We start from the raw sequence: 22,793 nt of genomic DNA on the forward strand, positions 1-22,793 counted from the left end.
GCGGTGTGAACGGTGCGTTCTGTCGTTGTCGGACATGGTCCTGCGTGCTCCCACGGCCCCTCTCCAGGCTCGGTCGGCGCGTCCAGTCACCAGCAGGCCGGACACGATACCGAACGCCTGATTCGGCGACGTCGCAGGTCAGGCGGTTACGAATCGCGTGCGAGGAGGGCGTCGCGCCCGAGTCCCCGCAGGGATGCGTCCAGAACCTGCGCGGTGTGCGCGACGGCGATCTCGACGCCGCGGCGGCGCAGTGCGGTGGCGATCTGCATGGAACAGCCGGGGTTGGCGGCGACCAGTAGTTCGGCTTGGGTGGCGTCCACGTTCACCGCCTTGCGGTCGCCGAGGTCTTCGGCGGCTTCCGGCTGGAACAAATTGTAGGTTCCGGCGGAACCGCAGCAGATGTCCGATTCGGCGATCTCGCGGACGGTCAGTTCGGGGATCGCCGCGAGCAGCGCCCGTGGCTGGGCCCGGACGCCCTGCGCGTGGGCGAGGTGGCAGGCGTCGTGGTAGGCGACGGTGACCGGAAGCGGTGCGCGTTCGGCGCGAGGCCCGAGCTCGGTGAGGAACTCGGCGAAGTCGCGGGTCTTGGCCGACAGCGCGTCGGCGCGTCCCGCCCAGGTGGGGTCGTCGGCGAGCAGCGTCCGGAACTCCTTCATGGCTGACCCGCAACCCGCGGAGTTCACCACGATCACGTCGACGGACTCGAACGTCTCGATCGTCCTGCGGGCGAACGCGCGGGCCTCGTCCTCCCGGCCGGAGTGCAGGGACAGCGCCCCGCAGCACCCCTGGCCGCGCGGGATGACGACGTCGCAGCCCTCCATGGCCAGGACGCGGGCGGTGGCGGCGTTGACGCCCGGGAAGAACTCCGCCTGCACACACCCGGTCAGCATCCCGACCGTGGCGCGACGCTCTCCACGCGCGGCGACCCGTTCGGGCAGTTTCGGAACCGTCTTGCTCAGGGGCGGAGCAAGACGCTCCATGGCCGCGAGGGACGGAGAGATGCGCTTCAGGACGCCGCTTAGCCGAACAAGCCTTTCCAACCCTGATCTCTGGTACGCCCGTAGGGGTCCGCGCAAGGCACGGAGCCGCCGCCTGTACGGGAACAGTTGGAAGACCATTTCCCGTATGGCGCGTTCCTTCAGCGAGCGTGGATGTTCGCGTTCGACGTCCGCGCGTGTCATCTCGATCAGACGGTCGTACTGCACGCCGGACGGGCAGGACGTCACGCACGCCATGCATCCCAGACAGGCGTCGAAGTGCTCCACCATGTTGTCGCTGAGCGGTGTTCCGTCCGCATGTTGCTGCATGAGGTGGATGCGGCCCCTGGGGGAGTCCATCTCCTCGCCCCACAGCACGTACGTCGGGCACGTCGGCAGGCAGAAACCGCAGTGCACGCAGTCACCGAGCAGCTTCGGCAGGTCGTCCTGGTCACTCATCAGATGCCTCCCACGAACCGGCCGGGGGACAGCCGATGATCCGGGTCGAACTGGTCCTTCACCCGCCGCATCATGGACAGCGCCGGGACCGGGCCCCACAAGTCGATCTCACCGCGCACGTCCTCCGGGGCGTAACGGACGACTGCGCCGCCGCGCTGCCGCCCCAGCACGGCGCGTAGACGACCCACGACGTCGGCCACGTCGTCCGGCGGCAGCCCGGCGGGGAGACCCACGTGACCGTGTCCACTTCCGCTCCAGGTGATTGTGGCGTCCGGGCCGAGTTCACTGAGCAGCTCGCGCAGAACAGACTGTGGGGCGCTGATGTCAATGAGGGTGGTGCCGTCCGGGTACCGGCCCCAGCCGTCCGGTGCGGAATCGGCGATCTCGGCGTTCTCACCCAGGAGTTCCGCCGTCTGCCGAGCACGCGCGGCGACACCGTCCGGCACGCCTTCCAAAAGAACCGCGACCGTTCCCGGACTGAGGTACTCCACCGCGCTCGGTGCCACAGCGGAATGAAGAACGGACTGGACGGCGTCGTGCGCGTCCTCGGGACCGGTGACGGCGCAGACCACGTACCCAGCCGCCGTAGGTACGGGATGCAGCCGGAACGTGGCGTCCACGATGAGGCCCAGGGTTCCGTACGAGCCGCAGAAGAGCCGTCCCAGGTCATACCCGGCGACGTTCTTGACGACCTTCCCGCCGGAACGCGCGACCTGACCGTCCGCCCGCACGATCGTCAACCCGATGACCAGGTTGCGCGGCGTCCCGTACAACGAACGCAACGGACCGGCCGCGCCCGTCGCGATCGTGCCACCGACCGTGGAACCGGGCAGAGGTACGTCCAGCGCTAGTCGCTGTCCGCGTTCTGCGAGCAGCTCACCGAGCCGCTCCATCGGGACGCCCGCCTCCACTTTCGCCACAAGGTCGCCTGCGACGTGTTCGACGAGACCGTCCAAACGATGGGTGTCCACCAGCAGATCGCATCGTTCCGGAAACGCGCCCCAGTCCAGACGGGTTTCGGCGCCACGCGGGACGACCGCCAACCCGTTCTCGGCGGCAACGCGCATGACCTCAGCGGCTTCGGCCACGTTCTTCGGTGCGGCGACCAGCGCGGGCTCCACACCGAGCACACCCTCCGCCGGTTCGCCAGGCCGCACATCACCGCAGACCCTCGCCAGCGCGTCCAAGGGCCGCATCAGAACAGGTCCGCCTTTCCCTCGTACGGGTGGGCGCCCCGGCGCACGCCGGGCACCTCTCCGCACAGGCGCGGCGTGGGGAACACCTTGCCCGGATTGCACAACCCCATGGGATCGAAACCACAGCGCACCATCTGCATGGTGTCCAGATCGGCCTCGGTGAACATGCGTGGCATGTACCGGGACTTGTCCACGCCGACCCCATGCTCGCCCGTAATGGAACCACCGTGTTCGATGCACAGATCGAGGATCGCGCCGGAAACCTTCTCGGCGCGCTCCTCCGCCCCTGGCACCGCGTCGTCGAACAACACCAGCGGATGCAGATTGCCGTCACCCGCGTGGAACACGTTCGCCACCCGCACGCCCGACTCGTCCGACAGGGCGTCGATCCTGGCCAGCACCGACGGCAGCGACGTCCGCGGGATCACGCCGTCCTGCACGATGTACGCGGGGCTGATTCGGCCGACCGCCGCGAACGCCGACTTGCGCCCCTTCCAGATCAGCGCGCGTTCCGCGTCGTCCGCCGCGACGCGGATCTCGAACGCGTCCCCGCACAGCCGCTCCACCTCCGCGAACTGCGCGGCCACCTCCGTCTCCGGGCCGTCCAGCTCCACGATCAGCACCGCGCCCGCGCCCGGCGGATACTCGCAGCGCACCGCGGCCTCCGCCGCCTCGATCGACAGCGCGTCCATCATCTCGATCGCCGCCGGAACGACCCCCGCGCCGATGATCGCCGACACCGCGCGTCCGCCCGCCTCGATCGACTCGAACGCCGCCAGCAGCGTCCGCACCGTCTCCGGCACCCGCGTCAACCGCACCGTGATCTTGGTGGTGATGCCGAGCGTGCCCTCGGCGCCGACGAACACCCCCAGCAGGTCGTATCCGGGCCCGTCCGCCGTCAGTTCGACGATCTCGCCCTCCGGCGTGACGACCTCGCACGCCAGCACGTGATGCGCGGTGAACCCGTACTTCAGGCAGTGCGCGCCGCCGGAGTTCTCCGCCACGTTGCCGCCGACCGAGCAGATCTGCTGGCTGGACGGGTCGGGCGCGAAGTAGTACCCGTACGGCTGGACGGCCCGCGTCACGTCCAGGTTGATCACCCCGGGCTCCACCACGGCCCGCTGCCCCGGAATGTCCACCTCCAGGATCCGCCGCATCCGCGCCGTCACGATCAACACGCCGTCCGCCCGAGGCAACGCCCCGCCCGACAGCCCCGTCCCGGACCCGCGCGCCACATACGGCACCCCCGCCGTCACACACTCGCGCACGATCTCCGCGACCTGTTCGGCGCTGTCGGGCAGCACGACGATCGCGGGCGTCGACCGATGATTGGTCAGCCCATCGCACTCATACGTCCGCAGCCGCACCGGGTCAGTGACAACACGCTCGCTCCCGAGCAGCCGTTCCAGCCGGGATCCGAGCACGTCCAGCAACGATTCCATCACTCCTACAATCCTCCGCTTCCCGCAGCCCCCGCAAGATTGACCCCATTAACCCGCCCCCAGAGCTCAGGACCCAGCCAGAAGGCTTGAGCCCTGGCAACAGGGTTTGAAGCCCAGCCACAGGGGTGCGGGTATTCACGTGGAGCGAGCGCCAGCGAGCGCAGCGGGAATACCCGGCGCGCCGCGTCCCCACAGTGCAGCGAGCGCTAGCGAGTGGAGCGAGGAGACCCGTGCGCGCGGCCGGGGGTCTGGGGGGCGCCCCCCAGATAAACAGAGGCGGGGACGGTCAGGAACTCGGAGTAGTCGTCGGCCAGAGTCACCTGTTTGAAGAGGATGACGGCCTGGTTGTAGCGCGGTTCGTTGTAGGCCTGGCCCAGCTCTTCGCGGATCTTCGTGAGTTCCTCGTCCAGGATGCGCTCGACCCAGTCCTTGGTAATCTTCTGGTCGTCGACGGTGGAGATGTCGTTGTGGATCCACTGCCAGACCTGGGAGCGGGCGATCTCGGCGGTGGCGGCGTCCTCCATCAGGTCGTGGATCGCGACCGCGCCGGAGCCGTCCAGCCAGGCGGCGAGGTAGCGCAGCGCCACGTCGATGTTGTTGCGCAGGCCCGCCTCGGTGATGTCGCCGGGGGTGGCCTTGATGTCGAGGAGGTCGGCGGGGGAGACGCGGACGTCCGCGCGGAGCCGGTCGAGCTGATTCGGCCTTTCACCGAGGACGCCGTCGAAGACCTCCCGGCAGACGGGGACGAGGTCGGGGTGGGCGACCCATGATCCGTCGAAGCCGTCGCCGGACTCGCGGGTCTTGTCGGCCCGGACCTTCTCCAGCGCGACCCGGTTGACCTCCTCGTCCCGGCGGGACGGGATGAACGCCGCCATGCCGCCGATGGCGTGGGCGCCGCGCTTGTGGCACGTCCGGACGAGCAGTTCGGTGTAGGCGCGCATGAACGGGGCGGTCATCGTGATCGAGTTCCGCTCGGGCAGGACGAAGTCCGCGCCCCGGTCCCGGAACTTCTTGATCACGGAGAAGAGGTAGTCCCAGCGGCCCGCGTTCAGCCCGGCGGAGTGGTCGCGCAGCTCGTGGAGGATCTCCTCCATCTCGAACGCGGCGGGGATGGTCTCGATCAGCACGGTCGCGCGGATGGTGCCGCGCGGGATGTCCAGGGCGTCCTGGGCGAGGTTGAAGGCGTCGTTCCAGAGGCGCGCCTCAAGGTGACTCTCCATTTTCGGCAGGTAGTAGTAGGGGCCCTTGCCCTTGGCCAGCTGCCGTTGCGCGCAATGGAAGAAGTACAAGCCGAAATCGAACAGGGAACCCGACATGGGTTCGCCGTCCACGAGGAGGTGCTTTTCCTCCAGGTGCCATCCGCGCGGGCGGACGACGATGGTCGCGAGTTCGGCGTCGTCCTTGAGCGCGTAGGACTTCCCGCTTCTGTCGTCGGTGAAGTCGATGGTGCGGTCGAGGGCGTCCCGCAGGTTGAGCTGCCCTTCGACCATGTTGTCCCACAGCGGGGTGTTGGCGTCCTCGAAGTCGGCGAGCCACACCTTGGCGCCGGAGTTCAGCGCGTTGATCGTCATCTTCCGGTCGGTGGGGCCGGTGATCTCGACGCGGCGGTCCGCCAGACCGGGGGCCGGGGCGGCGACACGCCAGGAGTCGTCCTCCCGGACGTTCGCGGTCTCTGGCAGGAAATCGAGCGTGCCGCCATGGGAGAGCGCGCGCTGACGTTCCGCGCGAGCCTCCAGGAGTTCCGTGCGCCGGGCGCCGAGCGCGCGCTGGAGGGAGGCGAGGAGGCCGAGCGCCTCGGGGGTCAGGATCTCCTCGTACCGGTCGCCGAGGGGTCCGTCGACCTCGATGCCGTCAAGTCCAGCCATGGCCTCGCCTTTCGTATAGCGAAATTTCACTTCTGTTATGCGGAGAACGGTACTCGGCGGTGGTGAGACCGGTCAACGTGAGGTCCGGCTCACCGGCACACGTCCCCGGCTCCGCCCACGTCAACCCACGGCGATAACCGCGTGACCGCCCGGACGGTGCGTGAGACCATCGGCGGGAAGACACGGGACCGCCGTGGCGTTGCACAGAGGACCTATGACTCAACCTTTCTCCGCAGACCAGACCGAGTTCGAGACCCCGGACGACGCCGAGTTCGAGCCCATGACCGGGGAACTCGACCTTGAGGACAGGCGGGCGCTTCGCCGCGTCGCGGGCCTGTCCACCGAACTGACCGACATCACCGAGGTCGAGTACCGGGCGCTCCGGCTGGAACGGGTCGTCCTCGTCGGCGTCTGGACGGACGGAACCGCCGAGGCCGCCGAGAACTCCCTGCGCGAACTGGCGCTCCTCGCCGAGACCGCGGGCTCGGAGGTCCTGGAGGGCCTCACCCAGCGGCGGACCCGTCCCGACCCCGCCACCTACATCGGCTCCGGCAAGGCCGCCGAGCTGCGCGACATCGTCATCGCCACCGGCGCCGACACCGTCATCTGCGACGGCGAGCTGGCCCCGAGCCAGCTGCGGCACCTGGAGGAGACCGTCCAGGTCAAGGTGATCGACCGGACCGCGCTGATCCTCGACATCTTCGCCCAGCACGCCAAGAGCCGCGAGGGCAAGGCGCAGGTCGAGCTCGCGCAGCTCGACTACCTGCTGCCGCGCCTGCGCGGCTGGGGCGGCAACCTGTCCCGGCAGGTCGGCGGGCGTGCCGCGGGCGGCGTCGGCATCGGCGGCCGCGGTCCCGGCGAGACGAAGATCGAGCTGGACCGGCGGCGGATCCGCACCCGGATGGCCAAGCTGCGCCGTCAGATCGCCGAGATGGCCAAGTCGCGCGACACCAAGCGCGGCGAACGGCGCCGCCACGCGGTGCCCGCCGTCGCCATCGCGGGCTACACCAACGCGGGCAAGTCGTCCCTGCTCAACCGGCTCACCGGCGCCGGGGTCCTGGTGGAGGACGCGCTGTTCGCCACCCTCGACCCGACCGTCCGGCGGGCCGAGACGCCCGGTGGACGCGGGTACACCCTCGCCGACACCGTCGGGTTCGTCCGGCACCTGCCGCACCAGCTCGTCGAGGCGTTCCGGTCGACGCTGGAGGAGGTCACCGACGCGGGACTCGTCCTGCACGTCGTGGACGGCTCCGACGCCGACCCCGAGGCGCAGCTCGACGCCGTCCGCGAGGTGCTGCGGGAGATCGGCGCGGATAACATCCCCGAGCTCGTCGTGATCAACAAGGCCGACGCGGCCGACGACCTCGCGATCGCCCGCCTCCAGCGGCGCGAACCGCACAGCGTCGTCGTGTCCGCCCGCACCGGGTTCGGCATCGAGGAGCTGCGCGCGGCCATCGAGGCCGACCTGCCCGGGCTGGAGAGCGAACTGCGCGTTCTCGTCCCGTACGAGCGCGGCGACCTCGTCGCGCAGGTGCACGAGCGCGGTGAGGTGCTCAAGCAGGAGCACCTGGCCGAGGGCACCATGCTCCATGCCAGGATGCCGGTGGACCTCGCCGGGGAACTGTCCCGGTATGAGACGGCCGCGCCGACGGTGTGAGTTCCCGCGTGTGAGAGCGTCCCGTTCGGCCCACTATCGGCCGGGCGGGACGCTGACACGTCCGGGTCGTCCGAGGCCGGGAGGGTTTCGGATGGGCTTAATGGATTTCGGATCGGCGTGCGATCGCATTTAGGATGGCTGAAAACTGTCCCTGGTGGGTTCCTGGTCGCTGAACGGTGACAGCTTCCCTATTCGGCTTGACGACCCGGTTGAAATCCGTACGGTCTGTAGAGCTAAAGGGGCGGGGTGATGGCTGTCGATGTGCTGCGACCAGAGGTTGTCGGACGGGCCTTCAGTGCACTACCGTGACGAAACCGATATCTCCGGTCTCGTTGCCAGTGGTGGTCGCCCGATCACCCGACCCACCGACGGTGAGTCGTCGGCACCCAGTCGGCGTTTCGGATCGAGAGCAGGTGGCGCAGTCCATGGTAGGTCCGAACACTGGAACGAGGGCATGCGGCCCGCGGCATCGTCACACGGCGTCCACCACCGCGCTGAAGCGCGGCCTGCCCCTCCAGGGCCGGTGACCCTATGACCGTACGGCTGTTGACGAACATCGGCAGGCTCTGGACGGGCACCGACGTCTGCAGCAACGCGGCCGTGCTCATCCACGACGACCGCATCGTGTGGGCCGGGCCCGCGTCCGACCTGCCGCAGCGCGTCCCCGGCATCATCGACGACATCGTCGACGTCGACCACGTCGAGAACCTCGGTGGCGGCCTCGTCACCCCAGGGCTGATCGACGCGCACTCCCACCCCGTCTACGCGGGCAACCGCTGGGCCGAACTCGCGATGCGCACCAGTGGCTCGTCCCACTCGGCCATCGCCGCGGCGGGCGGCGGCGTCAACTCCACCGTGACCGTCACCCGAGGCACCGACCCGTGGACGCTCTGCAACGGCGTCCGCGAACGGCTCCGCCAGTGGATCCTCGCCGGGACGACCACCGTCGAGGCCAAGACCGGGTACCACCTCACCCGCGACGGCGAACTCGCCGACATCCGGATGCTGCGGTCGCTGGAGGGCGAACCGTCCATGCCGCGCATCCACGCGACGTTCCTCGCCGCGCACATCCTGCCGCCCGAGTTCTTCGGCCGCCGCCGCGATTACATCGAGGCCGTCCGCCTCTGGGCGGGCGACGCCGCCGTCGCGGGCGCCGACTCGATCGACGTGTACTGCGACGAAGGCCACTTCACGGCCGAAGAGGCCCGCGCCCTCCTACTCACCGGCAAGCGCGCCGGGCTGAAGGCGCGCATGCACGCCTGTGCCAACGAGCGCGTCGGCGCCGCGCAGGTCGCCGCCGAGGTCGGGTGCGCGTCCGCCGACCTGCTCACCCAGGCCAACGACGACGACATCAAGGCCCTCGCGCACGCCGGGGTCACCGCGACCGTCTGCCCCGGCAGCGCCCTCAACAGCAGCCGCGCGCCCGCGCCCGTCCGGCAGATGCTCGACCGCGGCGTCACCGTCGCGCTCGGCACCGACCACAACCCGGGCCAGTGCGGCATCACGTCGATGCCGCTGGTCATCGGGCTGTCGGTCGCGATGTTCGGCCTCAGCGTCACCGAGGCGCTCCGCGCGGCCACCCTCGGCGGCGCCGCGGCCCTGCGCGTCGGCGACCGCGGCTCGCTCGCACCCGGCATGCTCGCCGACATCGTCCTGTGGGACGCCGACCACGAGGGCGCCTTCGCCTGGGCCTTCGGTCTGCGCGCCCTGCGGATCTGGCGCGGCGGCGTCCCCGTCCAACCCTGACCAGCGCGTTGACACAGGTCCCTCTCACGCTCACGCCCTCGCCCGACGCCGTCGAAGGCCGCTGACCCAGAGTTATCCACAATTCCCGGAGCGTGCGAACCCGGACGTTGGACCGGCCTAGCGTCTGGCCGTATGAGAACCGACGCCCGGGACCGCCTTGAGACGCTGACGGGCCGCTTACGCCCACCCGAGACGCCGCCCTCGGCGCGCCTGCGCGGCGGGCCCGAACGCCCGCGCGTCCGCGTCCTGATCCTGCTCGGAGTGGTCGCCGCCCTGGTGGCCGCGGGCTACCTGTGGTTGGCGCGCCCGCGTCCAGGGCCGCCCGCCACCCCACTCCCGACCGCGAGCCTCGCCGAACCACGACGCCCCGCCTCGCCCCCGAGCCCGATCGCCACGGTCGTCGTGCACGTCCTCGGAAAGGTCAAGCACCCGGGGGTGATCACCTTGCCGTCCGGCTCTCGCGTCGCCGAGGCCATCAAGGCGGCGGGCGGGATGCGTCCGGGCGCCAGGACCGGAACCCTCAACCTCGCCCGAAGACTCGTAGACGGCGAGCAAATCCCGGTAGGCGTCGTCCGACCCGCCCCCGCCGCAGCCGCGGCCCCGTCCACACCCGCCGGGGCGGGCAACAGCCCCCTCGACCTCAACGCCGCCACCGCCGACCAACTGGACGACCTCCCCGGCGTCGGCCCCGTCCTCGCCCAGCGCATCGTCGACTACCGCACCCAGAACGGTGGCTTCCGCTCGGTCGAACAACTCCAAGACGTCAGTGGCATAGGAGCCCGACGCTTCGCGGACCTGAAACCAATGGTCCGCGTATGAACCACGACCTACGCCTGCTGGCCCCAGCCCTCGCCACCTGGCTGACGGCCGCCCTCGCCCTCGGTCTCCCGACCCCCTTCATCTACGCCCTCGCCGCCACCCTGATCCTGACGGCCGTCGCCCTCCTAACAACCCGACACATCCCGATGCGATGTCGCACCGGCGCGGCTCGCCGAACGGCCACGGCCGCGCGGCGGCGGTGGGCGGTGGTCGCTCTCGTGTGTTCTGTGGTGTCGGCGACCTGGAGGCGCGCTCGGGCCCGCCTAGTGTCGAACGAGGTCATTCACTCTCTCCTACGGTCACCGACCTCCGGAGATGCTGCTCGCCGTCCCGGCCCGGCGTCCCGGCGGCGGTGGGCGGGAGTTGTTCTCGTGTGTGCTGCGGCATCGGCGGCCGGGGTGGCGTTACGCGCCACGGCGGTAGGCACTGGGCCCGTGCGGGACCTCGCACGGCTCGACCGCACGGCTACCGCGGAGGCGGTGGTGACTGGCGACCCGCACGCGAAGTCCGGCGGCGTCCGACCGACGATCACCATTAGAGCCAGGGTGGAGACGATCCCGAACGCCAGGGTTCGGGTGCCGGTCCTTCTGGTCGCGGGTGACCCCAGGTGGCTCCCCCTGGTTCCCAGCCAGCGGGTCCGCCTCCACGGCCGGTTCGTGACGCCGGACGGTGCCGAACTTCTCGCCGCGGTCGTGATCGTGCGCGGGCCACCGGCCGTCCTCGGGCCGCCGTCCAGGGTTCAGCGCGCCGCCGAGTACGTGCGCGGAAGGCTGCGATCCGCTGCGGCGCGGCTCCCGCCGGACCAGCGCGGCGTGCTGCCCGCCATGGTCGTCGGTGACACGTCTCGTCTCGACCCGGATTTGGCGGAGGACTTCCGTGCCGCCGGTCTCACCCACCTCCTGGTCGTCTCGGGGGCGAACCTGGCGATCGTCATCGGCGCCGTCCTCGGACTGTGTCGCCTCGTCGGTCTCGGACGGCGCCGTGCGCCTCCCATCGCCGTCCTCGCGATCTTCGCGTTCGTCGTGGTGGCGCGTCCGGAGCCGAGCGTTCTCAGGGCGACCGTCATGGGGCTCATCGGCATGTTGGCGCTGTTCACCGGACGCAGACGTCAAGGTGTGCCCGCCCTGGCCGCCGCCGTCCTCCTCCTCGTGCTGATCGACCCCGAACTCGCCCGCTCGTACGGATTCGCGTTGTCGGTCCTGGCGACCGCGGGTCTGCTCGTCCTCGCGCCCCCATGGCGTGAGTGGCTGGCGCGTCGCCTGCCAGGCCCCCTCTCCGATGCCGTCGCCGTCGCGGCGGCCGCCCAGTTCGCCGTGGCCCCGGTGCTGGTGATGCTCTCCGGGGAGGTGGGCGTCGTCTCAGTGTTCGCGAACCTCCTGGCCGCTCCCGCCGTCGCCCCTGCCACTCTGTTCGGTGCTCTCGGCACCGCCACCGCACCCGTCTGTCTGCCGCTCGCCCAGCTGATCATGTGGCCTGCGGGCCTCGCCGTCGCCTGGATCATCCGTGTCGCCCGCACCGCCGCCGCCCTGCCCTACGCCACGATCCCCTGGACGAGCGGTGGCCTGGGCGCCGCCGCACTCCTCCTGGCCGCCGGGGTCACCGTCCTGATCCTGCGCAGCCGCCGCGTGCGTCTACTCGCGGCCGCCGCCATGGCCGGGGTCCTGCTCGCCGTCATCGCCATGCGCGTCACCGCGCCCGGCTGGCCGCCGCCGAACTGGCAACTGGTCGCCTGTGATGTCGGACAGGGCGATGCGCTCGCCCTGTCCACGGGGCCCGGTCAGGCCGTCGTCGTGGACACCGGCCCCGACCCCGCGCCAGTAGACCGGTGCCTACGCCGCCTCCATGTCCACGACGTGCCGCTGGTCGTGCTCACCCACCCGCACGCCGACCACATCAACGGCCTGTCCGGCGTTCTGCACGACCGCGACGTCCACACGATCCTGACGACGCCCCGCACCACGGGCCGCGAAGCACGCCTCGCCCGCGCCGTCGCCCCCCGTCCCGTCCAGGCGGGCGAGCAATGGCGCATCGGGCCCCTGACACTCTCGGTCCTCGCCCCGCTGACCCCGGGCCCGCCTCTTTCGCCCAAAGATGACGGCACCACGGTCAACAACGCGAGCGTGGTCCTCGTCGCTCGCAAGCCCGGCTTCAGCGCACTCCTCACGGGTGACGTCGAGACCGACGTCCAACGCGCCCTGGAATGGGCCGTCCCTTCCGTCCAGATCCTGAAGGTCCCGCACCACGGGTCAAGTAGCCAGGCCCGAAGTTTCCTAGCCGCCGCCCACGCATCCATCTCTCTGATCTCCGTAGGCGAAGACAACGACTATGGCCACCCGTCTCCAACCACCCTCAGACTCCTCCGCGACCTTCACACCCAGGTCCACCGCACCGACCAGGAGGGCGACATCGCGATCATTCCCACCAACTCCGGCCCCGCAGCCGTCCCCCGCCACTAACCCATCGGCATCCCGCATCCGCCCGCCTAGTTGGCATCCAAACCGACGCGTTCCGGCGACCGCGACACGAACGAATGCTCCTCTTTAGAGGTGGCCATGGAAATCTACCGCGCACAGAAGACCTGAACTGAGGGCAAGGGTACAAAACCATGCTACCCCGCAAATGCGTGTTGGCGCCTCATGGCACAGCTTATGAGGCGCCAACATGGAGCATTAGAGTAATTGCCCATGAGAGTTTATGAACTTGGGGCAATGTCCAAGCTCAAGCGTGATGTCGATTTGGTTATTCAGTAGGGTGAGAGTCAGTGGCTCTCCCGACATCTCCCCGAGTCGTGCAAGGTACCGAAGTTCGGGGATGTAATATCGGCGAGGTTGTCTCGGGAAGTGGATCACCGATAGCATTCCCTTTTCTGACCAGCTTCGGAGATTGGTCGTGCGGACTCCTGATAACTTTGCTGCCTCCGTGGGGTCCATCCATCCCATGCCGCTTTCGAAATAGAGGGCGGAAATCCAGCCCCAACGCAAAGGCTTAACCTCGGGACTCTGCATCTGCGTCAGTCCTTTCTTGCACTGAGACGTCCAAGCCCCGTCCCTCTCCCTCGGGGGCTTTGGGGAGAGGGACGGGGGTCGAGTTGACGCAGTCCCCTCCTATACCTAGCTAACTGCGTCAACCTTTGGATGTTGGTACATGTGGCTTCTGTCCCTCTCCTCAGCACGGGACCAGACTTGAGAGAGGGACAGAAGCCCCGAGATGACATCGGCCTCCCCTCCGCTCCCCAGTCAGGTCGGAGAGGCCCACGGTGTGCCATCTCGGAAACGGGGGGCGTGCAAGGGAAAGTGGAAACACACCCCCCGTAGTTGTTACCAGGCGTTGCCCGGATACATCCGGCGTTTGAGAACGCTGTCAATCCTTTCGGCCGCCGCTTTCACATCCCCGCACGGCGACAGGTAACCAAATCTGCCGCGTTGTGCCTCGTGGTATGCCCACATGTGGTGCTGCACGACTCGGGCGTTCAGGACGGCTCCCACGTGGCTGTGCGGGCCAGACACGTAGACCCAAAGAGAAGGTTCCCATAGCGCGGGAAGAATGACCGGCATTGGAAATTCTTCGGGCCGGTAAAGGCGGATGGGCCGGTACCCCAACGGCTTGAGCGCAGCGCTGAGCGTATCCAGGTACCGAACGGCCGTCGAGCGTCCGAGGTGCGTGCGCAATTGCAGTATGCGCCGTTCCGTGCGTACGGTCAGCGGTCGAGTTTTACCCATACGGTTTTTCCTCCATTGTTGGTCGGTCGCACTCCCCAAGCACGGACGAGCATCGACATTATGTAGAGCCCGCGTCCGGATAGGTCGCTATTCTCGGCCTCCCGAATGACCGGCATGTTTTCGCCTTGATCCGAGACCTCCACCACCACGGAACCGTCATGGTCGTCTGTGAAGATTCGTACGACGATCTGTCCGGTTCTGACGTGTTTGTATACGTTGGTAACCAATTCGCTAACTACGGTCTGGCCGACGTAGTCGTCGGCGATTCCCAGATCGCAGAAGCACTTGACGAGAAAGTCTCGGGCGAGCCTCGGCGCGTTGATGGTCGGATCGAGGGTGAGCATTGCCCCGTCTGGTGTCTGGGTGGCGGTTGGGCGCTTGGTGCTCACGGTCGCCGCCCCCACCCATGGTGTGCCTCGATTTCCGCCATGCGCTTGGTGAGAGTGTCGGGCGTGTCACTCTCGACCACGCCGTTCCAGGGGCATGGCGGTCGCGGCGTCCCCCAGCAGCGGCCTGTTGCTTGCCCGCACCAGCAGGGCCGCCGATCGCGCATCAGCGACTGAAGGCGCTGAGCCGTTGTGTCCGGGGGCACGCTGCGGAGGAGATCTCTGCTAGTACTAGTAGGTGCCGATTCGGGTAGGTTGCGCACGGGTCGGAACCACCTTTCCGATCAAGGCCCCGTTCGGTGTTGGCGCACCGGGCGGGGCCGCTCCCATGTTGAGCGGCCCACCTGCGGGATTACTTGACGTTGGGGTATTCACCGTGACGTGTTCGTCCTAGGATTGGGTAGACCAAGCACAGGCACGCAGACCAGACAAGACCCAACCCCCTAGTTGTGTGGAGCTGTACCCCCATGGCCACGCGGAACAGTAAGTCGCCCCGGACGTTCCTTGGTAAAGAGATACAGCGCGCCCGTGAGGCAAAAGGGATAACTCGGGACGCTTTGGCCAAAGCGGTCTATGTGTCTGAATCTCTCGTCCGATCATGGGAGCGCGGCCTCCGGCTACCGAAGCCGGATCACCTCAAGGCAGTGGAAAAAGTCCTGGGCTTCGGCAACGGTGAAGATGCGGGAATCCTGTGCCGGATTAGAGAAGACCTCATCAACGACGCGGTACCACAGGAATGGTTCGGGAGGTGGCAAGAGGTCGAGGGGCAAGCCACGGAACTATGGGCCTTCCAAGCGTTCGTTCTTCCCGGCCTGTTGCAGACTGAAGGGTACGCAACGGCGGTACTCCATGCATCGCACCACAATGCTGACGCAGAGGAAGAAATAGCCACTCGACTAGAGCGACAGAAGATCCTAGACCAGGAGGACCCTCCGACTCTTGTCGCCTTAATCGCGGAAGCTACACTCCGCAACAACATGGGCGGGAAGAAGGTGATGCGTGAACAGCTTCTTCACCTCGTGGAGATGGCGAGTCGCGAGAACGTCATCATCCAGGTCATCCCAGCGGAGTCCGAGGTTTGCGCTGGATTTACCGGACCGTTCGTGGTTGCGAACTTCGACGGTGGCGACGACGTCGCCTATGTCGATAACGCGATTAGCGGCGACGTGATCGAAGATGCCGCAGCTGTCGCACGGCTTCGCCGCATGTTCAACATCTTCCGAGCGGACGCGCTACGCGCACAAGAATCAATCGAATTTATACTAAGGCTGGCAGACGAACTATGGACAGAATGAAGTGGCGTAAGTCTTCGCACAGTTCCGCCAATGGTGGGGATTGTGTCGAACTCGCAGACCTTCACTGGTCGATCGCTGTGCGGGATTCAAAGGACCCGAGCGGCCCGAAGTTGACTATGGCGCGACGTACGTGGGCAGCGTTGCTTATGGACGTCAAGCAGGGGTCACACGACCTGTGACCCGGTAACCCCCTACCCGCGGAAGAGCCTCCCCGAGTGGGAGGCTCTCTGCGTCCACACGTCCGTTCTGGGGGAGCCAGGGAGCTACGCAGGGGAGCCAACCCCCAAGATCCTGCCGGACGGCTCCCTATTTCATCAGACACAACACCCGGACATTCGCAGGTCAGAGCCTATGCGGCTGACTCCGTCAAACTCGTGGGGAAATCTCTTGTGTCCGGCCCGGACGGTGGTGGGCTGGCGCCTTGGGTGGTGTGGTTGGTGGAGTGGGGGCGGCGTGGGCGTGGCATGCTGCAAGGGTGTCGGTTGAGCCCATCATTCTGGTTGTCGGTGACGAAGAGCTGCTCGTGGACCGGGCGGTCGGGGAGGTCGTCGCGTCCAAGCGCGCGGAGGACTCGGAGACCGAGGTGATCGACCTTGGGCCGGGTGCCCTGGAGCCCGGGCGGATCAGGGAGCTGACGTCGCCGTCGTTGTTCGGTGGCGCGAAGGTTCTCGTGTTGCGGTCGGCGCAGGACCTGGGGAAGGACCTGACCGCCGAAGTGCTGAAGTACGCGAAGGCGCCCGTTGAGGACGTCGTGCTCGTCGCCGTCCACCATGGTGGCGCCAAGGGGAAGGCGCTGGTGGACGGCCTGACCAAGCTCAAGGCGCGCAGGGTCTCGTGTCCGAAGGTCACCAAGGTGGGGGAGCGGGTCGACTTCGTCCGGGCCGAGATGCGTCGGCTGGGCGGGAAGATCTCGGCGGACGCGGCGCGGGGGCTGGTCGACGCGGTCGGCAGCGACCTGCGGGAGCTGGCGGGGGCGTGCAGTCAGCTGGTCGCCGACACGGGAGGCAAGATCGACGATGCCGCGGTGGCGCGGTACTACCGGGGCCGGGCCGAGGTCAGCGGGTTCACGGTGGCGGACAAGGCCATCGAGGGACAACTCGGCGAGGCCCTGGAGCAGCTCCGGTGGGCGTTGGCGACGGGGGTCGCGCCGGTGCTGATCGTCAGCGCACTCGCCCAAGGCGTGCGCGGCTTGGCGAAGGTCGGCGGTGCACCCCGGGGCGCCCGGGGGGCGGCGCTGGCGAAGGAACTGGGCATGCCGCCGTGGAAGATCGACCGGGTACAGCGGCAACTGCGGGGCTGGACGGGCGACGGCGTCGCGCGGGCTCTCACGGTGGTCGCGGAGGCGGACGGGCAGGTCAAGGGCGGCGCCGCCGACCCCGCCTACGCGCTGGAAAAGGCCGTCGCCCAGATCGTCACCGCCCGCGCCCAGCGACGCGCCTCCTAGTTCCGTTTTCTCGTGTTGGTGTTCCTCGTGAGCTGGGGCCTTCGTATTTTGTTGTTGGGGCTTGGGGTGGTCGGTCAGGGGGTGGGGGGCTTGGGGTCGCGGGGGCTTACCAGGCCGGTCTGGTAGGCGAAGACGACCAGTTGGGCGCGGTCGCGGGCGCCGAGTTTGGTCATCGCTCGGCTGACGTGGGTCTTGGCGGTGGTGGGGCTGAGGAAAATGGTCTCGGCGATCTCGTCGTTGTTCAGTCCGTGGGCGACGAGGGCTACGACCTCGCGTTCCCTGTTGGTCAGCGACTCCATTCCCACCGCGGACAGGACGTCTGGGGGACGGGCGACGAACTCGCTGATCAGGCGGCGGGTGATGGCGGGGGAGAGGAGCGCGTTTCCTCGTACCGCCACCCGTAGCGCTTGGAGCAGTTCGGCGGGGTGGGTGTCCTTGAGCAGGAAGCCGCTGGCGCCTGCGCGTAGTGCGCGGAAGATGTACTCGTCCAGGCCGTAGTTGGTGAGGATGACGACTCGGACGTCGGTCAGCCGGGGGTCGGCGACGATCTGCCGGGTGGCCTCGATGCCGTCGAGGACGGGCATCTGGATGTCGACCAGTGCGATGTCGGGGCGGTGCTCGGCGGCCAGCGCGATCGCCTGTTGGCCGTCGGCGGCCTCACCCACCACCTCGATGTCGTCCTCGGCGTCGAGAAGCGAACGGATGCCGCTGCGGATCAGCACCTGGTCGTCGGCCAGGAGGACACGGATCATGTCGCGGGTTGGGCGGGGAGTTCGGCGCGTACTCGGAAGCCGCCGTCTGGGAGGGGGCCGGTGTGGAGGTGGCCGCCCAGTGCGGTGACCCGTTCGCGCATGCCGATCAGGCCGAGTCCCTGGCCCTGCGACGGAGCGCTGGGCGCGTTGCCGTCGTTTTCTACCTGGACGACCAGCTCGTCCGGTTGGTAATGCAGTTGGACCGTGGTGCGTGCGCCTGCGGCGTGCCGTGAGACGTTGTTCAGCGACTCCTGCACGATGCGGTAGGCGGCCTGGTCGACGCCGCCTGTGAGCTCGCGTCGCCTGCCGGTCACCGTGACGGTGACCGGCAGGCCGGTCGTGCGTGCGCGGGCCACCAGGCTTTCCAGTTGGCCGAGGCCGCTGGTGTCGCCGTCCTCGTTGGCGCGCAGCACGCTGAGGGTGGCCCGCAGTTCCCGTCCGGCGTCCGTGCTGGCCTCCTGGATGGCCAGCAGCGCGGGCGGCACGTCCTCGCCGCGCTTGCCCGCCAGGTGCACCGCGACGCCGACCTGGACCTGGATCACCGAGATGCTGTGGGTGAGCGAGTCGTGCAGTTCCCGGGCGATGCGCAGCCGTTCCTCCACGGCCCGGCGTTTGGCGGCCTCGTCCTTGGTCCGCTCCGCCTCCTCGGCGCGCTGCTCCACCTCGAGCAGGTGGAGCCGCCACATGCGGGCGGCGACGAGCATGACTCCCGCGGAGATGAGCCATCCGGCCCCGTAGAGCCTCCGCAAGCCGCGATCGGTACGCATCCTCCGAGAATACGGGCGTACCAGGCGGGCGCATCCTCCCGGCGTACCCATTGCCGCCTACTCCCACCGCAGTAGGCGGGTGGCCGGTCGACTCCCCGTTGAGCAGGAGAAAGACGCATCCTGTGCCGGACGACCGAACGCTTGAGGATCGGCACCATCGTCCCCATGACACACACTTCGAGCAGGGAACGGTTCTCCTCGGACCTGGCCACCGTCGCGGAGGTGCTGGTGCCGGGGGACGGCGGCTACGCCGAGTCCGCGACGATCTTGTTCGCGGAGGGCACCCCCGACGTGGTGGTCCGGCCTCGCGACGGGGCCGGAGTGGCGGCGGCGCTCCGGTACGCGGCCGACGCCGGGCTGGCCGTGACGGTGCGGTCCGGCGGGCACAGCATGGCGGGGCTGAGCACGAACGACGAGGGAATGGTCATCGACACGCGGCGGATCAACGGCGTGCACTTGCTGGACCCGTCGTCCGGTCGAGTTCGCATCGGTGCGGGGGCGACCTGGGGTGACGTGGCGGCCGCCCTGAGGCCGTACGGGCTGGGCCTGACGGCGGGCGACACCGCACAGGTCGGTGTGGGCGGGTTGACGCTGGGCGGCGGCATCGGCTGGATGGTGCGTCGGCATGGGCTGGCCATCGACAACCTGGCGGCGGTGCAGCTCGTCACCGCGGACGGACGGCTGATCGGCGCGGACGCCGCCGAACACGCCGACCTGTTCTGGGCGTTGCGGGGTGGCGGTGGCAACTTCGGCGTCGCGGTCGGCTTCGACTTCATCGCCCAGCCGGTCACCACCGTCCACTACGGGACGATCACCTACCAGGCCGATGACCCGCGGGGGCTCATCGCGGGCTGGCGGGACCTCGGCCGGGACGGTGACGAGAACCTGACCACGTCGCTCAGCCTCATGCCCGCGGCGCCGGGGCGTCCCGGGGTCGTCATGCTGACCTGCTGCTACGCCAGCGCGGACGGTGCCGAGGCGGACAAGGCGCTGCGCCCGTTCCGAGCACTCGCGCCGATCGTTTCCGACGACATCAAGCCCATGCCCTATGCCGACGTGCTTGAGGACGGCTCAGAACTCCCTCCGGGACTACGCATGGACGTGCACAACACCTTCTTCAGCACGTTCGACGACGCGCGCATCGCGGCCGTGGACGAACTGTTCAACGGAGGTGGAGCCGCCATCTCGCTACGCGGCATGGGTGGCGCGGTGGCGCGCGTCGGCCAGGACGCGACGGCCTTCGCCCACCGTGACGCCGAAGTCATGCTGGCAGCCGCCTTCCTGCTCCCGGAGGACGCGCCACAGGACGTCCTGGCTCAGGCGTCGCATCGGTGGTCGCGGGTCAGCGCCCTGGGCTGCGGAGCCTACGTCGGCTTCCTCGGGTCGGCAGAACCCTCGGACGTCGCGGCGGCCTACCCGACGGACACCTACCGGCGCCTGGCCGCGGTCAAACAGCGCTACGACCCCGGCAACGTGTTCCGGCGCACCCACAACGTCCTCCCCCACTAGGGCAGAGGGGCGTGTCGCGGGTCAGGAGGCCTCGGCCTTGGTTTTCAGGCCGTTGGCCTCCATCGTGACGTAACGGCGGCTCATATTGCCCATGAAGAGGGACACGAGAGGTGCCAAGGGGCCCTTCTGGTCGAGGGTCAGGAGGACGGAGACCGTGCCGTCGGGTTTGGTCACGATGTCGTGCGCAGCGGTGGTCGTCACGCCGGGCGCGCGGGTCTCCCAGGTGAACGTCCTGTTCTCGTCGAAGGCCGTGACCGTCCAGATGGCGGGACGCAGTTTCGGCTGGAGGACGCGGGAGCGGCTGGACAGGGCGAGCGGCTTGTCCAGGATCTCGACGCTGGTGATCGAGGCCGTCATGTCCGGCCAGTGTTCGACGTCCTTCAGGATGTTCCAGACGGTCTCCGGGGTGGCGTCGATGTCGACGGAGATCTCGAAGTGCACGGTGTTCTCCTCAGCGCGGTGCGGATGGCCGAGAGCAACCCGGTGACGAGCGGGTCCTCAGCGCGGTCCGGCAGATGGACTGCATGGTAGGGGACCGCCGGAAGGTCGATGATCTCGCGTCCGACCAGTCCGGGAGGCGGGACGACGCAGCCGTTGACGACCGCGAGTCCCACCCGGAGCGACACGAAGTGCAGGAGCAGCGGCCAGCCCTCGGCCTCGACCGCGAGGGTCCAGGGGACGTCGGCGGCGCGGAGGGCGCGTTCGAGGCCGACCCGGTGCGGGCCGGTCGGCGGGGGGACGACCAGGGACGTTCCGGCGAGGTCGGCGAGCGTGAGGCTGGTCCGCTCGGCCAGAGGGTGATCGTCCGGCATGACCAGGACCTGCGGATATGTCGCCAGCAAGGGCGCGTCCAGGTCGGCGGGCAGGACGTCCAGGACGGCGACGCCGAGGTCGGCGCGGCCGGTGCGCACGGCGGTGAGCGTCCGCGCGCGGTCGCCGTTGATGAGGCGGATGCCGGGGTGGACGACGTCGCCCAGCAGATACAGATACGCGCCCTCACCCGCGGCCAGCGTCGGGACGCGGGTGGGCGCGGTGCCGTGGACGTCCGACAGGAACGCCGTCATCCGGGCGTCGAGGTCGCGGGCGAAGCGGGCGACCTGTTCGCCCGCCGGGGTCAGGGCGAGTCGGCGTCCGCGTCGGACGTAGAGGGGGCGCCCCAGGGTGTCGGCGAGTTTCCGCACCTTGACGTGCAGGGCAGGCTGCGAGATGTGGAGTTCCTCGGCGGCGCGGGTGAAATTGAGGTGGTCGGCGAAGACCGCGAACGAGGCGGGCGCGTCCGTGGACAGCCGACCCAACTCCATAAGAAGAGACTATAGATCCTGCATGTCCTTATAGTTCTGTTCTAGAAGCCGGGCGCCGAGAGTTGAGGCATGGATACGACAGCTCGGCTCGGCGTCGACTTCGGCAGGGTCATTCACGGCGGACTGCTCGCGCCCGGCGACGACGACACCGCGTTCCTCAGCGGAAGCTTCGAGGAGGCGCTCGCCTCACCGGCGACCGACGGAGTGTACGAGGTGCTGCCCGGCCTCGTCGAGGCGTTCGCGGGACGAGCCTGGATCATCTCCAAATGCGGCGACCGGGTGCGGAAACGGACGCTGGCCTGGCTCGACCACCACGACTTCTACACGCGGACGGGCCTCCGCAGAGAGAACGTTCGGTTTTGCCGGAAACGGCCGGAGAAGGCGCTGCACTGCGCGGAAATCGGCATCACCCACATGATCGACGACCGGCTGGACGTTCACCGCGCCATTCGGGAGATCGTGCCGTACCGGTATCTGTTCGGGCCGGAGAAGGGCCCCGAATGGGTGCGGCACGTTCCGGACTGGGCGTCCGCCGAGGTCATTCGCAGAGATATCCCGGCGGGACGGACTCGACCAGCCACACACCGTTGAAGCTGACGCGGAACTCGTGCCCCTCGGCGGCCATCCGCCGGGCGAGGACGATCAGGACGACGGGCTCGCCCCGCCTGCGGGCACCGACCCGCCGCGCCGTCTCGGGGTCGGCGGACAGGTGGACGGACTGCCGCCCCATGGGCAGCAACCCGTCACGCCGGATCGACTCCAGCGCGCGGTTCGTCGTGCCGTGATACAGGAATGACGGCGGGAGCGTCGGAGAAAGGTTCAGCTCGACCGGGAGTGAATGGCCCTGGACGGCCCGGATCCGGCCCCCGTCCACTTGGAAGCGCTGTTTGTCGTTGACGGCCACGACATGGTCGAGTTCGTCTCGCGTGAGCGGGAATGAGTTGCGGGCGGCGGCCGCGAGGAGTTCGGGGACGTCCGCCCAACCTTCCGCGTCCAACGTGAGGCCGATCCGTTCGGGCCGGTGACGGAGATGCTTGGCGAGGAACTTGGAGACCCGCACGACGCGGCGTTCGTCCATCGGCTCCGACTCCGGATACGCGTCGGGGCCGGCCTCACGGCCGACCCCCGCGAACGGCTGCCGCTCCTACTTGGCCTGGAGCGCGGCGGCGCGCTTGGCGATCGCCGACTTGCGGTTGGAGGCCTGGTTCTTGTGGATGACGCCCTTGCTGACGGCCTTGTCCAGCTTGCGCGAGGCGTGGCGCTGCGCGGCGACGGCGACCTCGACGTCACCGGCCTCGGCGGCCTCACGGAACTTGCGGATCGCCGTCTTCAGTTCGGACTTGACGGCCTTGTTGCGAACGCGCGCCTTCTCGTTCTGCTTGTTGCGCTTGATCTGGGACTTGATGTTAGCCACGTCGTAGTGCCTCAGCTTGCTCGCGATGGACGCCTGCTCGTGCGC

The 22,793-nt window shown here is 68.6% G+C and carries 20 protein-coding genes; 9 read left to right on the top strand and 11 right to left on the bottom strand.

What is annotated here, in order from left to right:
• Nucleotides 1-146: 146 nt before the first annotated feature.
• The 4 genes from ABD808_RS10785 to aceB form a co-directional block, all read right to left on the bottom strand.
• Nucleotides 147-1,436, bottom strand: a complete 1,290-nt coding sequence (locus ABD808_RS10785) for a (Fe-S)-binding protein (protein ID WP_344893820.1) — start codon at nucleotides 1,434-1,436, stop codon at nucleotides 147-149.
• The gene (locus tag ABD808_RS10790; RefSeq protein ID WP_344893823.1) at nucleotides 1,436-2,632 is read right to left on the bottom strand and encodes an FAD-binding oxidoreductase; all 1,197 of its coding nucleotides are present in this window, start codon (nucleotides 2,630-2,632) and stop codon (nucleotides 1,436-1,438) included. Before ABD808_RS10790 ends, ABD808_RS10785 begins: the two co-directional genes overlap by 1 nt.
• Nucleotides 2,632-4,074, bottom strand: a complete 1,443-nt coding sequence (locus ABD808_RS10795) for an FAD-linked oxidase C-terminal domain-containing protein (RefSeq protein ID WP_344893826.1) — start codon at nucleotides 4,072-4,074, stop codon at nucleotides 2,632-2,634. The genes ABD808_RS10790 and ABD808_RS10795 overlap by 1 nt, the downstream gene beginning before the upstream one ends.
• Nucleotides 4,075-4,280: 206 nt before the next feature.
• The gene (gene aceB, locus ABD808_RS10800; protein WP_344893829.1) at nucleotides 4,281-5,939 is read right to left on the bottom strand and encodes a malate synthase A; all 1,659 of its coding nucleotides are present in this window, start codon (nucleotides 5,937-5,939) and stop codon (nucleotides 4,281-4,283) included.
• A gap of 214 nt (nucleotides 5,940-6,153) precedes the next feature.
• On the opposite strand from aceB, the gene hflX reads away from it, so the two are divergent.
• From hflX to ABD808_RS10820, 4 genes are all read left to right on the top strand, one after another.
• The gene (gene hflX, locus ABD808_RS10805; protein ID WP_344893832.1) at nucleotides 6,154-7,596 is read left to right on the top strand and encodes a GTPase HflX; all 1,443 of its coding nucleotides are present in this window, start codon (nucleotides 6,154-6,156) and stop codon (nucleotides 7,594-7,596) included.
• Between the two features lie 531 nt (nucleotides 7,597-8,127).
• The gene (gene hutI, locus ABD808_RS10810; protein ID WP_344893835.1) at nucleotides 8,128-9,342 is read left to right on the top strand and encodes an imidazolonepropionase; all 1,215 of its coding nucleotides are present in this window, start codon (nucleotides 8,128-8,130) and stop codon (nucleotides 9,340-9,342) included.
• Nucleotides 9,343-9,474: 132 nt separating this feature from the next.
• Entirely contained in the window at nucleotides 9,475-10,161 is a 687-nt protein-coding gene (locus ABD808_RS10815) for a ComEA family DNA-binding protein (RefSeq protein WP_344893839.1), read from the top strand.
• A 434-nt stretch (nucleotides 10,162-10,595) separates the two neighbouring features.
• Nucleotides 10,596-12,617 (top strand): ComEC/Rec2 family competence protein, encoded by a 2,022-nt coding sequence (locus ABD808_RS10820; RefSeq protein WP_344893842.1) that lies wholly within the window; start codon nucleotides 10,596-10,598, stop codon nucleotides 12,615-12,617.
• Between the two features lie 1,241 nt (nucleotides 12,618-13,858).
• Here ABD808_RS10820 and ABD808_RS10825 read toward each other — a convergent pair.
• Nucleotides 13,859-14,269, bottom strand: coding sequence for an ATP-binding protein (locus ABD808_RS10825; RefSeq protein WP_344893845.1), 411 nt, complete (start codon nucleotides 14,267-14,269; stop codon nucleotides 13,859-13,861).
• Nucleotides 14,270-14,733: 464 nt separating this feature from the next.
• Between ABD808_RS10825 and ABD808_RS10830 the strand changes: the two genes are divergently transcribed.
• The 3 genes from ABD808_RS10830 (at nucleotide 14,734) to holA (ending at nucleotide 17,005) form a co-directional block, all read left to right on the top strand.
• The gene (locus ABD808_RS10830; protein WP_344893848.1) at nucleotides 14,734-15,561 is read left to right on the top strand and encodes a helix-turn-helix domain-containing protein; all 828 of its coding nucleotides are present in this window, start codon (nucleotides 14,734-14,736) and stop codon (nucleotides 15,559-15,561) included.
• Nucleotides 15,558-15,740 (top strand): DUF397 domain-containing protein, encoded by a 183-nt coding sequence (locus ABD808_RS10835; protein WP_344893851.1) that lies wholly within the window; start codon nucleotides 15,558-15,560, stop codon nucleotides 15,738-15,740. Before ABD808_RS10830 ends, ABD808_RS10835 begins: the two co-directional genes overlap by 4 nt.
• Before the next feature lie 296 nt (nucleotides 15,741-16,036).
• A complete protein-coding gene (gene holA, locus ABD808_RS10840) occupies nucleotides 16,037-17,005 on the top strand; it encodes a DNA polymerase III subunit delta (RefSeq protein WP_344893854.1) in 969 nt (322 codons plus the stop codon).
• Nucleotides 17,006-17,079: 74 nt separating this feature from the next.
• Here the strand turns inward: holA and ABD808_RS10845 are convergent, their stop codons facing one another.
• Nucleotides 17,080-17,757 carry a response regulator gene (locus tag ABD808_RS10845; RefSeq protein WP_344893857.1) on the bottom strand — a complete coding sequence of 226 codons (678 nt, stop codon included), beginning with the start codon at nucleotides 17,755-17,757 and terminating at the stop codon, nucleotides 17,080-17,082.
• Nucleotides 17,754-18,524, bottom strand: coding sequence for a sensor histidine kinase (locus ABD808_RS10850; protein WP_344893860.1), 771 nt, complete (start codon nucleotides 18,522-18,524; stop codon nucleotides 17,754-17,756). The genes ABD808_RS10845 and ABD808_RS10850 overlap by 4 nt, the downstream gene beginning before the upstream one ends.
• Before the next feature lie 165 nt (nucleotides 18,525-18,689).
• On the opposite strand from ABD808_RS10850, the gene ABD808_RS10855 reads away from it, so the two are divergent.
• Nucleotides 18,690-20,033: an FAD-binding oxidoreductase gene (locus ABD808_RS10855; protein ID WP_344893863.1), complete on the top strand. Its 1,344-nt coding sequence runs from the start codon at nucleotides 18,690-18,692 to the stop codon at nucleotides 20,031-20,033.
• A 21-nt stretch (nucleotides 20,034-20,054) separates the two neighbouring features.
• Here ABD808_RS10855 and ABD808_RS10860 read toward each other — a convergent pair whose 3' ends face one another.
• Both ABD808_RS10860 and ABD808_RS10865 read right to left on the bottom strand, forming a co-directional pair.
• Nucleotides 20,055-20,474, bottom strand: coding sequence for an SRPBCC family protein (locus tag ABD808_RS10860; protein ID WP_344893866.1), 420 nt, complete (start codon nucleotides 20,472-20,474; stop codon nucleotides 20,055-20,057).
• Nucleotides 20,414-21,334 carry a LysR family transcriptional regulator gene (locus ABD808_RS10865; RefSeq protein ID WP_344893869.1) on the bottom strand — a complete coding sequence of 307 codons (921 nt, stop codon included), beginning with the start codon at nucleotides 21,332-21,334 and terminating at the stop codon, nucleotides 20,414-20,416. The genes ABD808_RS10860 and ABD808_RS10865 overlap by 61 nt, the downstream gene beginning before the upstream one ends.
• A 69-nt stretch (nucleotides 21,335-21,403) precedes the next feature.
• Here ABD808_RS10865 and ABD808_RS10870 point away from each other — a divergent pair, with 69 nt between their 5' ends.
• Nucleotides 21,404-21,925: a hypothetical protein gene (locus ABD808_RS10870; protein ID WP_344893872.1), complete on the top strand. Its 522-nt coding sequence runs from the start codon at nucleotides 21,404-21,406 to the stop codon at nucleotides 21,923-21,925.
• Here ABD808_RS10870 and ABD808_RS10875 read toward each other — a convergent pair.
• The gene (locus tag ABD808_RS10875) at nucleotides 21,873-22,412 is read right to left on the bottom strand and encodes an RNA 2'-phosphotransferase (RefSeq protein WP_344893875.1); all 540 of its coding nucleotides are present in this window, start codon (nucleotides 22,410-22,412) and stop codon (nucleotides 21,873-21,875) included. The two genes, ABD808_RS10870 and ABD808_RS10875, sit on opposite strands and share 53 nt — an antisense overlap.
• Before the next feature lie 66 nt (nucleotides 22,413-22,478).
• Nucleotides 22,479-22,748: a 30S ribosomal protein S20 gene (rpsT, locus tag ABD808_RS10880; RefSeq protein WP_344893878.1), complete on the bottom strand. Its 270-nt coding sequence runs from the start codon at nucleotides 22,746-22,748 to the stop codon at nucleotides 22,479-22,481.
• Nucleotides 22,749-22,793: the final 45 nt, after the last annotated feature.

It is taken from the genome of Actinomadura meridiana (assembly GCF_039537545.1).
Lineage (GTDB): Bacteria > Actinomycetota > Actinomycetes > Streptosporangiales > Streptosporangiaceae > Spirillospora > Spirillospora meridiana.

Excerpts from the sequence above, each read along its gene's own strand:
- ABD808_RS10865 (WP_344893869.1), bottom strand. The coding sequence starts at position 21,334 with ATGGAGTTGGGTCGGCTGTCCACGGACGCGCCCGCCTCGTTCGCGGTC.
- ABD808_RS10785 (WP_344893820.1), bottom strand. The coding sequence starts at position 1,436 with ATGAGTGACCAGGACGACCTGCCGAAGCTGCTCGGTGACTGCGTGCAC.
- ABD808_RS10835 (WP_344893851.1), top strand. The coding sequence starts at position 15,558 with ATGAAGTGGCGTAAGTCTTCGCACAGTTCCGCCAATGGTGGGGATTGT.
- ABD808_RS10795 (WP_344893826.1), bottom strand. The coding sequence starts at position 4,074 with ATGGAATCGTTGCTGGACGTGCTCGGATCCCGGCTGGAACGGCTGCTC.
- hutI (WP_344893835.1), top strand. The coding sequence starts at position 8,128 with ATGACCGTACGGCTGTTGACGAACATCGGCAGGCTCTGGACGGGCACC.
- aceB (WP_344893829.1), bottom strand. The coding sequence starts at position 5,939 with ATGGCTGGACTTGACGGCATCGAGGTCGACGGACCCCTCGGCGACCGG.
- ABD808_RS10815 (WP_344893839.1), top strand. The coding sequence starts at position 9,475 with ATGAGAACCGACGCCCGGGACCGCCTTGAGACGCTGACGGGCCGCTTA.
- hflX (WP_344893832.1), top strand. The coding sequence starts at position 6,154 with ATGACTCAACCTTTCTCCGCAGACCAGACCGAGTTCGAGACCCCGGAC.
- ABD808_RS10850 (WP_344893860.1), bottom strand. The coding sequence starts at position 18,524 with ATGCGTACCGATCGCGGCTTGCGGAGGCTCTACGGGGCCGGATGGCTC.
- ABD808_RS10870 (WP_344893872.1), top strand. The coding sequence starts at position 21,404 with ATGGATACGACAGCTCGGCTCGGCGTCGACTTCGGCAGGGTCATTCAC.
- ABD808_RS10875 (WP_344893875.1), bottom strand. The coding sequence starts at position 22,412 with ATGGACGAACGCCGCGTCGTGCGGGTCTCCAAGTTCCTCGCCAAGCAT.
- ABD808_RS10845 (WP_344893857.1), bottom strand. The coding sequence starts at position 17,757 with ATGATCCGTGTCCTCCTGGCCGACGACCAGGTGCTGATCCGCAGCGGC.
- ABD808_RS10790 (WP_344893823.1), bottom strand. The coding sequence starts at position 2,632 with ATGCGGCCCTTGGACGCGCTGGCGAGGGTCTGCGGTGATGTGCGGCCT.
- ABD808_RS10855 (WP_344893863.1), top strand. The coding sequence starts at position 18,690 with ATGACACACACTTCGAGCAGGGAACGGTTCTCCTCGGACCTGGCCACC.
- ABD808_RS10830 (WP_344893848.1), top strand. The coding sequence starts at position 14,734 with ATGGCCACGCGGAACAGTAAGTCGCCCCGGACGTTCCTTGGTAAAGAG.